Origin of the sequence: Paenibacillus faecis, assembly GCF_008084145.1 — a bacterium.
GTDB lineage: Bacteria > Bacillota > Bacilli > Paenibacillales > Paenibacillaceae > Fontibacillus > Fontibacillus faecis.
Genome location: NZ_VSDO01000004.1, coordinates 590,184 through 604,624 on the forward strand (window position 1 = coordinate 590,184; position 14,441 = coordinate 604,624).

Sequence of the window (14,441 nt, forward strand, 5' to 3'; positions counted from 1 at the left end):
ATTCCAATGCGGCTGCGGCTGAGGTATATCCCGGAATAACAAGCTTGCCATTGTCGCATTTCGTTATAAGAAGGACTATTTTTCTTCCGTCCTTTGGGTAATAATAGATAAGTATTCTAGCCCCAAAGGTCGGAAAAACGGCGTCCCATCAAGGGGTTAGCAGTATACTAAAATTAATCCTATAAATTTACTTGCTTATGTGTTATGATACGTTCTGTAATCCGGGCGAACGCCCGGGAAACCCTTTTATAGACTTATGGGAGGAATCGAACGATGGAAACTTTGCAAATCATTATCAACGTCGCAGTCATGCTCGTATTGCTCGGCGTTCTCATTTGGATGCAGAAGAAGCATATCTCTTTTACGAAACGGGTATTTACCGGCCTCGGCCTGGGGCTCGTATTCGGCGTCATCCTTCAATTGCTTTACCCGGGCGACTCCGAAGTGCTCGCTAAATCGACGGACTGGTTCAATCTGGTCGGACGCGGGTATGTCGGCTTGCTGCAAATGGTGGTCGTTCCGCTGATCATGGTCTCGATCATTTCGGCGATTACCAAGCTGAAAGGCAAGCAGAATCTCGGGAAGATGAGCGCGCTGATCATCGCCGTCCTGCTGATTACGACCGCGATTGCGGCGACGGTCAGCATTGTCACCAGCCTTAGCTTCGACCTGAAGGCGATCGAAATTCAAGCGGGCGAAGCGGAACAAGCGCGGGGGGCGAAACTGGAGGAGCGCGTTGGCGAGGTGGCCGACAAGACGATTCCTCAACAGGTGCTCGATTTCATCCCTACGAATCCGTTTGCCGACATGACGGGCGCGCGCAGCACGTCTACGCTGGCCGTCGTTATTTTCTCCGCTTTTATCGGAGTAGCCGTTCTTGGCTTGGATAAAAAGAAACCGGAACAAGCGGATATGTTCCGCAAAATGGTCGAAGCCGTCTATGCGGTCGTCATGCGCATCGTCACGCTGGTCTTGCGCCTAACCCCGTACGGCATCCTGGCGCTGATCACGAATACGGTCGCGACGACGAATCCCGAGGAAATTCTCAAGCTGATCAAATTCGTAGGGGCCTCCTACGTGGCTTTGATCGTTATGTTTATCATTCACCTGATTTTGCTGGCCCTGTTCGGCTACAATCCGGTGCAATATGTTAGAAAAGTGCTGCCTACGCTCGTATTTGCGTTTACTTCCCGTTCCAGTGCGGCTACGATTCCGCTGAACGTGGAGACACAAACCAAACGCTTGGGCGTGCCTGAAGGCATCGCCAACCTGTCGGCCTCGTTCGGGGCGACGATCGGCCAGAACGGCTGCGCCGGCATTTATCCGGCCATGCTGGCCGTGATGATCGCGCCGACGGTCGGGATCAACCCGCTCAGCTGGGATTTCATCCTCACGCTGATCCTGGTTGTCACCGTCAGCTCCTTCGGCGTAGCCGGGGTTGGCGGCGGTGCGACTTTCGCCTCGCTGATCGTCCTGTCCACGATGAACCTGCCGGTAGCACTCGCCGGCCTGCTGATTTCCGTGGAGCCGTTGATCGACATGGGCCGTACCGCCCTGAACGTCAACGACTCGATTACGGCCGGCGTCATCACGGGCAAGGTGCTGGGCGAGAACGACACCGAAGTGTTCAAGCGCAATGTCGATCTGGACGTGGTTCAAGCGTAAGTTTGAGCCTGCCATAAAGCTTTAAATAGGAGAACCTCCCGGGTAACCGGGGGGTTCTTTTCTGTATAGTGCCGCGCTGGGGGCGCTCGCCCCACCTTCTAATGGCCCTTACTCGCCCGGTGTTAGCGGCCGTTTGAGGCGCTATTTCGGTCCGAACGGGCTCCGCCGGAAAAATAGCGGTCAAAAAAGCACTGACGTTGCATTAAACCTCTGCAATCTTCCTTGCCGCCCGTCATAATAGCGGCGTTTTGGGCCGTTATTTCGGCCCGATTCGCTTTCGCGGGTAAAATAGCGGTCAAAAACGGCCTTATTTTTCTGGCGTGAGCTCAAAAATCCGGTTTTTGCCCGACTTTCTCTAAAATAAGGCCCCAAATGACCTCTATTTCACACCGAAAAGCCAAATTCGACAAAATAGCGCCTCAAATGACCGTTATTTACCCGTCCGGCTCAAAGGGAGGCTGTTACAGCCGCTAGTCCTCTCAGGTTAATGCAACGCTAGCGGTCAAAAAGGGCCTTATTCTCCGCCCCGGGCCGCGAAATCGGGTTTTGGTCCACTTTGGCTCAAATAAGACCCCAAAAGTCCGCGATTCCATGCCAGCGAGCCCAATTCGACAAATAACGCCGCAAAAGACCCTTATTCATCTTCCTGACTTCAAAAGACACCCCATTTACTTTTTTAACGGCAATTTGTCCGAATTAGGTTATAATTGAATTTAATACATAAATGAAATCGAGATGAAAGTGATAAATCGCCATGATGCTACTGACATCTATTATCGTAATGCTCGCCGGGTATGCGCTTGGCGCATGCTGGAGAGCGGTCGGCCTTCGTCCGCCCCGGGCCGCGGAGCCGCCCGTACAGCCCCTCGCTCGCCCTTCTTCGGATTCGCCCCAAGGCGATTCACCGGATCGCAAGCGCCGGCAGGACGGGCCGCGAAAAATCCGGTTTTTCCGCGGCTTCCCCGCAGTTGAACTGGCGACGGCGCTGTTGTTCCTGTGGGCGTATGTCCGGTTCGGGCTGACGGGCGAAGCGCTGATCGGGGCGGCGCTGGTCAGCCTCAGCGTCATCGTGACGGTGAGCGACCTGCGGTTCAGACGGATACCGAACAAGGTATTGCTGGCCTTTTTGCCGGTGCTGGTTGTGCTTCGACTGATGTTTCCGCTGGGGCCGATCTGGAACCATCTGCTCGGTGCCTTCCTCGGCCTCGGCGCGCTTATGACGATCGCCTGGCTGACGCGGGGGATCGGGATGGGGGATGTCAAGCTGTTCGCCCTGTTGGGTTGGACTGTAGGTTTACCATACGTTATAGCGGCCTTTGTGCTGGCTTTTGTTATGGGAAGCCTGGCTGGCGGCATACTATGGGCGACAGGCCGGCTGTCCGCTCAACCATCGATCCCTTTTGCGCCATGCCTGGCGGCCGGAACGCTTGCGGCTTTCGGATACGGAGCGCCGATCATCCAGGGCGCCTTGACGCTTTTCCACTAAATGGGCTCGCGCATCGGGGACGATTTTGATACTTTTTTCGACCAGTCCCGTATATATAACTATAATGCGGAAAGGTGGTGCATCTGACGGTATGGATGCATGGGTACTTTGGTTGATAGCCGCAGGCATTTTATTGGTTTTGGAAATGGTTACGCTGACATTTTATCTGCTCTGGCTTTGTGTGGGTACAGTTGTTGCCGCAGCGGTTTCCTGGTTCGCCCCGGAAGCGTACCTGGCGCAGGTCGTCGCGGGGTGTCTGGTGGCTTTGGTGCTTACGGTTTTTACGAAGCCGATTTCGCGAAAGTTTCGGGCCGCCAAAGGGTATGAGGATACCGGCATCGAACTGGTAGGTAGAGAGGGGATTGTGGTCGAACCGATCGAACAAGGACAGTATGGAATCGTCAAAGTGGGAGGAGACACCTGGAGCGCCACCTCGACCCAAACCTTGGGGAGAGACGAGCGGGTCCGAGTGCTCAGACGAAGCAGTACCATTATCGAAGTAGAACGATGGGAGGAATTTATTTAATGCAATGGGCCATTATTGCCGTTATTGTCGTAGTCGTAGTCGTATTTATTTCGTTGACCGTCAAAATCGTGCCGCAGCAGCGGGTGGGAGTCGTTGAGCGGCTCGGGAAGTTCAACCGGCTGTTGACGCCGGGGCTTAACATCTTGATCCCGGTCATCGACCAGGTCCGCTTGTACCATGATTTGCGGATCCAGCAGGCGAACGTTCCGCCGCAAACCGTAATCACCAAGGATAATGTGCAGGTGCAGATCGATACGATTATCTTCTATCAAGTGGTCGGACCGGAGCAAGCCACTTACGGTATTTCCGATTACGTGTACGGGGTCCGCAATATCACGACGGCGACCCTGCGTCAAATTATCGGTAAGATGGAGCTGGACGAAACCTTGTCCGGACGCGAGAAAATTTCGACCGATATCCGGATTGCCCTGGACGAAGCCACCGAAAAATGGGGCGTGCGGATCGAACGCGTCGAAGTCATCGACATCAAGCCGCCGCTGGATATTCAGGAAGCGATGGATAAACAAATGAAAGCCGAACGGAACAAGCGGGCGATGATCCTGGAGGCCGAGGCGGCCAAGCAGGATATGATTTTGCGGGCCGAAGGGGATAAGCAGAGTAAAATCCTGAAGGCCGAAGGGGACAAGGAAGCGCGCATCCGCGAGGCGGAAGGTTTGCGCCAGGCGCAGGAGCTGGAAGCGCTCGGTGAAGCCAAAGCGATTCAGGCCGTGGCCGAAGCCGAGCAGGCGCGGATCGAGATGCTGCGTAACGCGGCGCTCAATGAGCAGGTCCTGGCGTACCAATCCTTTGAAGCATTGAAGGAAGTAGCCAAAGGTCCGGCGAACAAAGTGTTCCTTCCTTCCAATGCGATCGAAACGCTGGGCAGCATCGGGGCGATCGGCGAACTTTTCAAAGGCAAGGACGGAAAATAAGGTGTTGTTTGTCCCCCCTCCAACCACTCTATAGGTGGTTGGAGGGGGGATTTTTAGACATCCTAGTAGGAGAAAAAAGAGAAGACACTTCGTCAAATCGCCTAGCGCATCTCCAATATTTCCAACTTTCGAACACTTCCAACCTTCCGGCTCCAAAAAGGTGCAAATCTGCAGGCATTTCGGCCGATTATCGAGGGGATGCGAAAAAAGATGCAAATCTGCAGGTATTTCTAGCGATTTTAGAGAAATGAGCCAGTTTCATCTAAAACTCCTGCAGAATTGCAGGAATTTTCATTTTTTTGCTCCGAACAAGAAAAAAACATGCACATTTGCAGGAATTCTTAACAAGGTTGTCTGATGGGCTTCATCATAGATCTTAACCTTGAAAAAAGCCAGAAACTAACAAAGCCCTTTCGACTTCCTCATGAGAAGCGAAAGGGCTTTGTTGGTTTTGCTATATGCGGTACCGGTCAGGAAGGGGGGGAGTTAGAGTCCCGGCCTCGCTTCCTATTCGCTCTTGCGGGAATCCAGTTGCTCCTTCATCCGCCGCAGTTCCTCGTTCACGGCTGCATCTTCGGACGATCCCACCGCTTGCGGGGACTTTCCGGCAGGAAAGGTGCGGCCGGAGAGCTGTGAGCCGGCTTCCCACTCGAGGATTTTCTCCTCCATCCGCTCGAAGCCCCGGGCCGCCGCGCCGTAATCCAGGCCGTGGCTGATATTCGGACGGGCTATTTGCTCCCGTTCCTCGACTTTACGGGCCCGTGCGGCCAACTCGTTGCGTTTCTCTTTCAGCCGGGCATATTCCTCTTTGCCTTCTTGCAGACGGAACTCCAGCTCGGTCACTCGCTCTCTGGCGTCCGCGGCTTCGGCGGCGTATTGCTGCGCTTGCTCTTCATAGCGGATTTTAGCCGCCGTCGCCGCTCTTGCCGCGGCTTCGTCCCCGGCTTCCAGCGCGGACAAGGCCCGCACCTCGCTTTGCTTGGCATTTGCCGCAGCATCCTCGCTTTGGCGCTCGCGGACGCTTGCGTTCATCCGCTGCTCTCTCAGCATATTTTCCGCGATGTGGAGGTCTTCCTCCAGGTTCCGCAAATACTGGCCGGTCATCAACACCGGATCCTCAAGTTTATTTAGTGCTTCATGCAGGGACGCTTTTGTAATATTGGCGATACGGTTGAACAGACTCATTTGGGATTCTCTCCTTTGAATTTGGAATGGAAAATGCAAGTTTTATGCTTAGTAATGGGTAAACGGTTCGTCGTAACCGAATCCGCCGATCGGCTCTTTCGGAACGATCAAGCTGGCGACCAGATACAAGGCAATGGTGGTACCTAAACTGCACAGGGCTACTACGACCGCAATCAGCCGGACGATGGTCGGGTCGGTCCCGAAGAACCGCGCAATCCCTCCGCACAGGCCGCTGATCTGCTTATCGGTGACTGAACGATACAATTTTCTCATGATTTAAAAACTCCCTTTCTTTGTATGTGATGGTGAATTTGTTTTCATATCCGTCGTTGATGTCTTTATTGTAGCTGGATTCCGGGTGCGGGATAACGGGCCTGAGGCGGTTTGTGAACTGGACCTTGGTCGGGTCCCCGTCTCGGTCAGGGGGCTGGGAGGTCATATTTCAGGGAGGTTTTCGCGTAGTATAACCATAAGTTAAAATCCTTTGCTGCTGCGAGGTATTCACGAAAGGAAGTGCGGGGAATGAGCATTTTGGTATTGCAAGGAAGCACGCGGGAAAACGGAAACACGGAGCAATTGGTCCGCCTGGCGCTGGAGGGGATTTCTTACCGGGAAATTGCGCTTCGGGACAAGTGGATCTTGCCCATTCGGGATCAGAGGCACGAGGAAGGCGGATTTGACGCCGTGGATGACGATTACGACGATGTGATTTTGGAGGTCCTTCGGCATGAAACGCTCGTCTTTGCCACCCCGGTTTATTGGTACGGCGTTTCGGGCGTGATGAAAAACTTCATCGACCGATGGTCGCAAAGCTTGCGTGATCCCCGTTTCGATTTTAAGCAGGTGATGTCCCAGAAGAAGGCTTATGTCATCGTTACCGGCGGGGATAACCCCCGGATTAAGGCGCTGCCGCTCATTCAACAGCTGAAGTATACGTTCGACTTTGTCGGTATGCCGTTGGAAGGGTATTTGATCGGCAAGGCGAGCAAGCCGGCGGAGATTCTGAAGGATACCAGGGCGGTCCGTGAGGCCGGCTGGTTGAACGCCAGTTTGCAGTCCCAGGTAATCCCCAGTTAAATGCATTCCTGAAAGTATCTTGCCCTACGTCATCAGAAATTCATGGGGGACGATCCGTGCGGTTTGGGCGGGTGTCTCCCGTATTTTTTTAGCGAATATACGTCAGGGACGTTTTTCTTATATTGCTTTAACATAGGAGGATTATAGTTAAGGGATGGATAATATCTAGGGGAGCAAAAAATAACCTACTAAGGGGAGAACAATCCATTGCCTAAACTCATTAATTTTGCGCACCGCGGAGCCGCGGGGCATCGGCCGGAAAACACGATGGCTTCCTTTACTTACGCCCTGGAGCTTGGAGCTACCGGGATCGAGACGGATGTACAGATGACGAAGGACGGGCACCTGGTCCTGATTCACGATGAAACCTTGAAGCGGACGGCAGGTACGCCGGAGTGGGTCAAGGATTTGACGCTGGACGAAATTCGCACCCGAGACGCGGGAGCTTGGTATCATGAGGATTTTAAAGGGGAGAAAATTCCTACGCTCGAAGAGCTGCTGGAGCTAACCCAAGGGACCGATACGGTGGTCAACCTGGAATTGAAGAACGGGGCGGTGCTCTATCCCGAGATCGAGCGGAAACTCATCGAGACCGTAAGAAAATACAAGATGTCGGAACAGGTCGTCATCTCCAGTTTCAATCACTATTCCTTGTTCGAGTGCAAAAAGATCGCTCCGGAAATTCGCACGGGAATTCTGTACGGGGAAGGCTTGTACGAGCCCTGGGCTTACGCCAAGACCGTAAAGGCCGACGCGCTTCACGCTTTCCATATGGCCGTCCGCCCGGAATTCGTCTCCGCGGCGGCGGCGGCGGGCATCGTTTATCATCCGTTCACGGTCAACGACAAAGAGCTGATGTCCAAGATGATCGAAGCGGGCGTAGCCGGGATTATCACGGACTATCCGGACCGGTTAAACGAACTGTTGAACGCCGAAAGGAAGTGAACGGATGAGGAAAACATGGCTGCTGGGACTTGGCTTTTTCAGCATCAGCCTGACTTGGGCGCTTTACAACGCCTTCGTGCCGCTCTTTCTCGATCACTATTTGACAAGCGCGGCCCTGATTGGGTTTATGATGACGATCGACAATTACTTTGCGATGTTTCTGCAGCCATGGATTGGGCACCGGAGCGACAAAACCCGGACGCGGTTCGGCCGTCGGATGCCGTATCTTCTGATCGGGATGCCGCTCGGCGCCGTCTTCGCGGCACTGATTCCTTTACACACCGGATTCGTGACCCTGGTGCTGTTTATGATGCTTATGAACCTGTCCATGAGCCTGTTCCGGGCCCCGACGGTGGCGCTTATGCCGGACATCACGCCGGAGAAGAACCGGACGCGGGCGAACGGCATCATTAACTTTATGGGCGGCATCGGTTCGGTTCTGGCCTTTGGCGTAGGTTCGAAGCTGTACGGGATCGGCTCGTACGTACCGTTCCTGTTCGCGGGGATCACCATGCTGGTGTGTATGCTCGTCCTGAAAGCCGTGATCAAGGAGCCGGTGCTGCTGGAGTCTCCCGAGGCTTCCGCCAAATCGGCTCCAACGGTGCGGATCAAGGATCAGTTGGATAAGACGACGCTGTTTATCCTGGGCGCGATATTTTTCTGGTTTGTGGCGTACCAAGGCGTCGAGGCGCTGTTTACGCTATACGGAACCAAGCATGCCGGAATGAGCGACAGCGAGGCTTCCTTCTCGCTGACCTTTTTCTCCTTGGCCTTCCTGCTGTTTGCGTTGCCCAGCGGCTGGCTGGGGGCCAGATTCGGCAAGAAAAAAATCATCATGATCGGCGTCGGCGGGCTTTTTCTCGTTTTCGGTTCGGTCGTCTTCGTGGAATCGGTGCTGCTGCTTAGAGTGCTGCTGATCATAGGCGGTATATTCTGGGCATGCATCAATATCAACTCGTACCCGTGGGTCATTTCGACCGGGAAGGAAGAGAGCATCGGAACGCGTACGGGGATTTATTATTTAGTCTCTTCCCTGGCGGCCATCACGTCGCCGCCGCTGCTCGGCTGGGTGATCGATGCGTTCGGCTATCCCGCGCTGTTCGTCAGCGCTTCGGCCGGGCTGCTGCTGGCGTTTCTCTGCCTGCTCGGGGCGGGCGCCGGCGAGAGAGTGGGCGGTCATGATCCGTTGGACCAGGCGTCCGTCACAGCGGGAAAATAGAAAAAATAGCTGGAGCCTGTCCAGCTATTTTTTGTTTTGTTTGAGTTTTGGTTAAGATACTTTTTTGCGCGAGCGAAGCGCCGCAACCAAGGCGGCCAGAGAAAGGATCAGCGCTGCAATCGACAGGATCAGCGTGACGACTTCGGTGGAGGAGGAACCGGCATTTTGGCCGTCTCGGCCATCGGCCGTTGGAGCGGACTCGGTCCCGTCACCTGTACCAGCGCCGGTATTTCCGGCTTCTGCGCCGGTTGCTCCGGCCTCGTGGTCATGCCCATGGGCGGCCGCGTTTTCTTCGGCCGCTCCGGTCGCGTCCGCCGTCACCTTGGTGATCGAGTGCGGATTGTCGGAGCCTTCCTCCCCGTTCCATTCCACGATGCTGCCGTCGCTGTAGTACTGGAACGCGTCCCAGGCCAGGGCTGCATCGTTGTCCGGGTTTTTGCCGACGAATTCAAACTGCTGGAATTCGCCCGGCCCAATTCCTTCTCCTTCGGCCGTCCAAGTCACCACGGTGACCCGGCCGTCCTCGCCTTTCGTCAGTTCCACCTTCCATTCCGGAACGGGCCGATACTGTTTGAAATCGAGATCCTCGGGGATTTTCAGGGCCACTTTGACGGTGGGGATGTCTTTTTCCACCGGCACTTTGATGCTGTAGGTTTCCCAGGCGCCCGGGGCCGAGGTTCCGGGTTTTACGGTGACGTGCGCGCTGGCCCACCCGGCAAACAATACACAGCCGAACAACATGACTGCAAAACTGAATGAAAAACGGGATATAAATGTTTTCATGGAAACGAACTCCTTCTGTTTATGATGAAAAGTCAATGTATCCGAAGTCTATATTGAATCCACATTAAGCGTAAACTCATGGTCAATCGTGTCCAGGTTTTTGAGCAGAATATGAACACGCACGTTCCAGCTTCCGCCCATCGTAATTAATCCCTGACCCTCCGGCTGAGCTCCGGGAAGGACGACCTCGATGGTCCCCATGTCCATTTCGTTGGAGGTGAGCCGCAAAGTGATCTGCTCGATTTCCTCCACGGGGTGACCTTGAAGGTTCTTTAAGCTCACTTTGAATTGATTTTTGCCGACGGCAGCGGGGGCGACATCAAGGGCAATCCGGTAGCCGGACACGCTGGCTTCCAAACGCCCCGGCTGCTGAATCTCCGCCGAGGAGGCGGGCGGCTGGCTTGTCAGCAGGGCGGCCAGCAGCAGAACGACGGCCCCGAGACCCAACTCGGCCCATAGGGCAGCCTTCGGCCGGCGTGTCCGCCGGCGGCTCCGGAGAAGTCCGGAGAGAGCGAGGAGGAGCATCGGCAGAAGCAGACCGATTTTGGCCAGCAAGGTCAGCCCGTAGCTTGTGCTCCACAGCGCATGGAACTCCGGAATATGGAGGAAGGCGCCGTAGAGGCCGGAGGCGAGCAGGACGGCGACGCAAACCGCGGCCGCGGTGGAGAAGCGTTGGAGCGTCTCCCAGTAAAGCGCGGCCGGTTGTCCGGTGCCCGTAGCCGACGCATCTTCTTTTGCCGCCAAGGGAAGCAGCAAGGCGATCGCGAGCAGCCCCCCGAGCCAGAGGGAGGAGGCGGACAAGTGCAGGTAGTCGGCAAAAATCGCCAGCCCTTTGTTCCCCGCAACCGCCGCGTGACCAAGAAACGCTTTGGACAAAAGAAGCGCTTGGCTGACAACGGTCGCTGTCACCACGAAGAACCGGTACCCTCCTTTTGAGCCGGAGTTTTGCTTGTTCCAACTCCTTATGCCGATCCAGGTTATTGCCGCAAGTACGAGAAATAGCAAAATCTGAACTTTCCAGACGGTGCCAAAGGCGGTTTGATTCAGCGTTTGCCGGAGCGCTCCGCCATACAGCAATCCCTGCAAATCGCCTTTATAAGAAGAGGCCTGGAGCGGTAAAGTCATAACAAGGCCGACACCGGCTGCCGCCAGGCCGGCAATCAGCAAGGTTCGGCTTCGCCGAACGAGCCCCGACCCGAAATTTCCCGGCGAACCGGGGGAAAGCAGCACCGAGTGGAACAGCAGCGTGCCCGTATAAAGCGTCATCCCTGCATACCAAATCCAACGCACCAATAGGGACACCGTTCCCGGCGCGTCTTTGGATACATCCGAATTGGACGGCGTTTGGACGGCAGCGCCCGATTCGTCCCCGACTTGAAACGGAATCGTTCCTTCCACAGGGTGCCCGTCGCTGGATACGACCCGCCACTTTAGGGTATAGGCACCCTCGGGCAGTCCCGGTTTCAGAACGGCCGCCAGCTTGTCCGGCTGCGCTTGGTCGTGAGCGGCCCCGGGGCTGCCTTGAACGGCCTGCTCTCCATTCGGTCCCAGCACTTCCAGGGACGAAAAGACGGGTTCGATCGGCTCGTTAAACCGGACATAGACGGAATCGGGAGGGGTTTTCAGGATCGATCCGGAGACCGGATACGATTCCACGACGGAGGCGTGGGCCGCCGCGGAAAGCGGGAAGGCGCTAACCCCAAGTCCGCAGATCCAAATCACCATGAGCGTATATTTCCAAAGTTTTGAGAAGTTCAAACGTTCACCGCCTAACATTGTCAGTGATTTATATCACACCGAACTATTTTACTTTTGATTCCCGATGTTTTATATGGCTCTAGTTTACGTAAATTAACCGGAAATCTTCGCTGATATGTCTAATTTGTGACACTTTATCCCGCCTAAGCCGCCCGGATTCATGTTTATTTCTTTACTTTGCATGTTAGTTATTTTAAATTTCACTGGAGTGCGTTAAAATGGTAAACATATTTGAATTTGGAGGAGGAAACGTTTAGTGGCAGCGAACATCAAGGTGGGTATCGTAGGATACGGTAATTTGGGTCGCGGAGTAGAGAAAGCGATCAAGCAAAACCCGGACATCGAATTGAAAGCGATCTTTTCCAGAAGACAACCGGATGAAGTGGCGGCGGCAAACGGCGCTGTACACATCTCCGAGATTGAGAAATACAAGGGCGATATCGACGTTATGATTCTTTGCGGAGGCTCGGCTACGGACTTGCCGGAACAAGGACCGGAATTGGCGGCGTTGTTCAACACGGTGGACAGCTTTGATACGCATGCCAAAATTCCGGAGTATTTTGAAAAAGTGAACGCGGCGGCCGTCAAAGGCGGCAATGTCAGCGTAATTTCTACAGGCTGGGATCCGGGGTTGTTCTCGCTGAACCGTCTTCTGGCGGAAGCGGTGCTTCCTGAAGGCAAAGAATACACCTTCTGGGGCAAAGGGGTCAGCCAAGGTCATTCCGATGCGATCCGGCGGGTTAAGGGCGTGAAGAACGGCGTCCAGTACACGATTCCTGTCGAGTCGGCCGTAGAGCGTGTCCGCAACGGGGAAAATCCCGAGTTGAGCACGAGAGAGAAGCATTTGCGCGATTGCTACGTGGTGGCGGAAGAAGGCGCCGATCTGGCGGCCATCGAACGCGAAATCAAAGAAATGCCTAACTATTTCGCCGATTATGATACTACGGTTCATTTTATCAGCGAAGATGAACTTAAGAAGAACCACTCGACGATGCCGCATGGGGGAACGGTGCTGCGCAGCGGCCTGACGGGCGAAAACAGCAAGCAAATCATTGAATTCGGCCTCAAGCTCGACAGCAACCCCGAATTTACGGCAAGCGTACTGGTGGCTTACGCCCGTGCCGTGTACAAGCTGTCCCAGGCGGGACAAGCCGGTGCTAAAACGGTGTTCGACATTCCGTTCGGGCTGCTGTCTCCGAAATCGCCGGAACAACTGCGCAAAGAACTGCTGTAATCGAAAGCGGCATAGGCAGTTGGAATCTCCATATTTTGTATTTAGCCAGCCGGTCAAACCGGTTGGCTTTTTTTGTCTTTTTACGTAAAAGCGACCTATATAAGTTGAATTAAAGAATTAGCAATAGGCAAGAGTGTGAAATGATTCTGGAGAAGCGTAGCGCTCGCCTTTGTGACCGGATTTCTACCTTAATAAATTTAAATAAAGAAATCTGGGAGCAACAGCGATCGGAAGAACATTTCACACGGCTGCCTTACATGCAAATCAATAGTTCAACTTATATAGCAACCATAAATAAGAAAATTAAGTAAGTGATTATTCTCACAAACTATTGATTTTGTATGACAATTTTGCGAACTATGACTTGTTTCGTTAGCATTGTGAACAATTATCAAAATCGCCGATTTTGCCGGAATTTGAACTTAAATCGTCCTAAATCGGGATTGTAACACCAAAACACAAGCATTGGACCAGTCTTAACTGTAAAAATATTGAAAATATGTATAACTCTATGAATTGTTTAACTTTCCGGACTTTCCTAACATGATTCTTAAAGGTTACTTTACAAAAATCATCCCGCCTGCTCGTGATGAGCTTTACCAATTAGAAAGGGGTATCGGTATTCTATGAAAAGGAAAGGATTGCTGCTTGCTGTTTTTACAGCTCTTCTTGTCCTCTTGACCGGGTGTAATTCTCTGACTGTGTTGGACCCGAAAGGTCCGGTGGCCAAGACACAATCTAATGTCATTATCTTTTCCATGCTCGTCATGGCCCTGGTCTTGCTGGTTGTTTATGTGCTCTACATCTATATGCTTACCAAATACCGCGCTTCCAAAGCGGCTCCGGATTACGAACCGCCTCACGTCGAGGGAAGCAAATGGCTGGAGATCACCTGGATCGCCATTCCGGTCATCATTGTTACGGTCTTGTCCGTAGTTACGGTGAGGAGCACGGCCGCGGTCGAGACGGTGCCGGAAGGCTATGAAGATCAAAAACCGCTTGTGATCTATGCGGCATCTTCAAACTGGAAATGGCATTTCAGTTACCCGGAAGAGGGGATTGAGACCGTAAACTATGTCAACATCCCGACGCATCGTCCGGTCGAATTTAGATTGTATTCTTATGGCCCGATCACAAGTTTCTGGGTTCCGCAACTCGGCGGACAGAAGTATGCGATGAGCGATATGGTCAATAAGCTGAATCTGGTTGCCGAGCACCCGGGTTCCTATATGGGTAAAAACTCAAACTTCTCGGGCGAAGGCTTCGCCCATATGGAGTTCGAAGCGCTGGCCATGTCCCAGGGCGAATACGACAAATGGGTGAAGGAAGTCAAAGAGACGGCTCCGAAGCTGACGGAACAGGAATTTGATTCGCTCCTTAAAGAAAGCCATGTCGGAAGAAAGACTTACACCTCCACGCATTTGGAATTCAGACCGGCTCCCGAGGGCGAAAATGCCGGCCATAACCATGGCGGCAGCGAAGAGGCGGACCATTCCGGACACTCGGAAACGGATCATTCCGAAATGAACATGGATCATTCTGAAATGAACATGGATCACTCCGAAATGAATATGGACCATACGGAAACAGAAGACGCCGGGCATGAAACGCACGGCAACTAACTAACGGAA

13 protein-coding genes are annotated in these 14,441 nt (G+C 53.7%); 9 read left to right on the forward strand and 4 right to left on the reverse strand.

What is annotated here, in order from left to right:
• Window positions 1-273 precede the first annotated feature (273 nt).
• The 4 genes from FRY98_RS20400 (at window position 274) to FRY98_RS20415 (ending at window position 4,609) form a co-directional block, all read left to right on the forward strand.
• Complete coding sequence (locus FRY98_RS20400) at window positions 274-1,665, forward strand: L-cystine transporter (protein ID WP_148455406.1); 1,392 nt, start codon at window positions 274-276, stop codon at window positions 1,663-1,665.
• 754 nt (window positions 1,666-2,419) lie between these two features.
• Window positions 2,420-3,151 carry a prepilin peptidase gene (locus FRY98_RS20405; RefSeq protein WP_148455408.1) on the forward strand — a complete coding sequence of 244 codons (732 nt, stop codon included), beginning with the start codon at window positions 2,420-2,422 and terminating at the stop codon, window positions 3,149-3,151.
• A 91-nt stretch (window positions 3,152-3,242) separates the two neighbouring features.
• The gene (locus tag FRY98_RS20410; RefSeq protein ID WP_148455411.1) at window positions 3,243-3,677 is read left to right on the forward strand and encodes an NfeD family protein; all 435 of its coding nucleotides are present in this window, start codon (window positions 3,243-3,245) and stop codon (window positions 3,675-3,677) included.
• Window positions 3,677-4,609 (forward strand): SPFH domain-containing protein, encoded by a 933-nt coding sequence (locus FRY98_RS20415; RefSeq protein WP_148455413.1) that lies wholly within the window; start codon window positions 3,677-3,679, stop codon window positions 4,607-4,609. The genes FRY98_RS20410 and FRY98_RS20415 overlap by 1 nt, the downstream gene beginning before the upstream one ends.
• A 507-nt stretch (window positions 4,610-5,116) precedes the next feature.
• Here FRY98_RS20415 and FRY98_RS20420 read toward each other — a convergent pair.
• Window positions 5,117-5,794, reverse strand: coding sequence for a PspA/IM30 family protein (locus FRY98_RS20420; protein ID WP_148455415.1), 678 nt, complete (start codon window positions 5,792-5,794; stop codon window positions 5,117-5,119).
• 48 nt (window positions 5,795-5,842) lie between these two features.
• Window positions 5,843-6,067: a PspC domain-containing protein gene (locus FRY98_RS20425; protein WP_148455417.1), complete on the reverse strand. Its 225-nt coding sequence runs from the start codon at window positions 6,065-6,067 to the stop codon at window positions 5,843-5,845.
• A gap of 249 nt (window positions 6,068-6,316) precedes the next feature.
• Between FRY98_RS20425 and FRY98_RS20430 the strand changes: the two genes are divergently transcribed.
• From FRY98_RS20430 to FRY98_RS20440, 3 genes are all read left to right on the forward strand, one after another.
• Complete coding sequence (locus tag FRY98_RS20430) at window positions 6,317-6,871, forward strand: flavodoxin family protein (RefSeq protein WP_148455419.1); 555 nt, start codon at window positions 6,317-6,319, stop codon at window positions 6,869-6,871.
• Window positions 6,872-7,078: 207 nt separating this feature from the next.
• Window positions 7,079-7,816: a glycerophosphodiester phosphodiesterase gene (locus FRY98_RS20435; RefSeq protein ID WP_148455421.1), complete on the forward strand. Its 738-nt coding sequence runs from the start codon at window positions 7,079-7,081 to the stop codon at window positions 7,814-7,816.
• A gap of 4 nt (window positions 7,817-7,820) precedes the next feature.
• Complete coding sequence (locus tag FRY98_RS20440) at window positions 7,821-9,035, forward strand: SLC45 family MFS transporter (RefSeq protein ID WP_148455423.1); 1,215 nt, start codon at window positions 7,821-7,823, stop codon at window positions 9,033-9,035.
• A 51-nt stretch (window positions 9,036-9,086) separates the two neighbouring features.
• Here the strand turns inward: FRY98_RS20440 and FRY98_RS20445 are convergent, their stop codons facing one another.
• Window positions 9,087-9,818 carry a YcnI family copper-binding membrane protein gene (locus tag FRY98_RS20445; protein WP_148455425.1) on the reverse strand — a complete coding sequence of 244 codons (732 nt, stop codon included), beginning with the start codon at window positions 9,816-9,818 and terminating at the stop codon, window positions 9,087-9,089.
• A gap of 48 nt (window positions 9,819-9,866) precedes the next feature.
• Complete coding sequence (locus FRY98_RS20450) at window positions 9,867-11,576, reverse strand: copper resistance CopC/CopD family protein (RefSeq protein ID WP_170287147.1); 1,710 nt, start codon at window positions 11,574-11,576, stop codon at window positions 9,867-9,869.
• A 256-nt stretch (window positions 11,577-11,832) separates the two neighbouring features.
• Here FRY98_RS20450 and FRY98_RS20455 point away from each other — a divergent pair, with 256 nt between their 5' ends.
• Complete coding sequence (locus tag FRY98_RS20455; protein WP_148455429.1) at window positions 11,833-12,810, forward strand: diaminopimelate dehydrogenase; 978 nt, start codon at window positions 11,833-11,835, stop codon at window positions 12,808-12,810.
• A 626-nt stretch (window positions 12,811-13,436) separates the two neighbouring features.
• The gene (qoxA, locus tag FRY98_RS20460) at window positions 13,437-14,432 is read left to right on the forward strand and encodes a cytochrome aa3 quinol oxidase subunit II (RefSeq protein WP_148455431.1); all 996 of its coding nucleotides are present in this window, start codon (window positions 13,437-13,439) and stop codon (window positions 14,430-14,432) included.
• Window positions 14,433-14,441: the final 9 nt, after the last annotated feature.

Bases quoted from the DNA above. Each gene is read 5' to 3' on its own strand.
- FRY98_RS20425 (WP_148455417.1), bottom strand. From the start codon at position 6,067: ATGAGAAAATTGTATCGTTCAGTCACCGATAAGCAGATCAGCGGCCTG.
- qoxA (WP_148455431.1), top strand. From the start codon at position 13,437: ATGAAAAGGAAAGGATTGCTGCTTGCTGTTTTTACAGCTCTTCTTGTC.
- FRY98_RS20410 (WP_148455411.1), top strand. From the start codon at position 3,243: ATGGATGCATGGGTACTTTGGTTGATAGCCGCAGGCATTTTATTGGTT.
- FRY98_RS20440 (WP_148455423.1), top strand. From the start codon at position 7,821: ATGAGGAAAACATGGCTGCTGGGACTTGGCTTTTTCAGCATCAGCCTG.
- FRY98_RS20445 (WP_148455425.1), bottom strand. From the start codon at position 9,818: ATGAAAACATTTATATCCCGTTTTTCATTCAGTTTTGCAGTCATGTTG.
- FRY98_RS20405 (WP_148455408.1), top strand. From the start codon at position 2,420: ATGATGCTACTGACATCTATTATCGTAATGCTCGCCGGGTATGCGCTT.
- FRY98_RS20400 (WP_148455406.1), top strand. From the start codon at position 274: ATGGAAACTTTGCAAATCATTATCAACGTCGCAGTCATGCTCGTATTG.
- FRY98_RS20420 (WP_148455415.1), bottom strand. From the start codon at position 5,794: ATGAGTCTGTTCAACCGTATCGCCAATATTACAAAAGCGTCCCTGCAT.
- FRY98_RS20415 (WP_148455413.1), top strand. From the start codon at position 3,677: ATGCAATGGGCCATTATTGCCGTTATTGTCGTAGTCGTAGTCGTATTT.
- FRY98_RS20430 (WP_148455419.1), top strand. From the start codon at position 6,317: ATGAGCATTTTGGTATTGCAAGGAAGCACGCGGGAAAACGGAAACACG.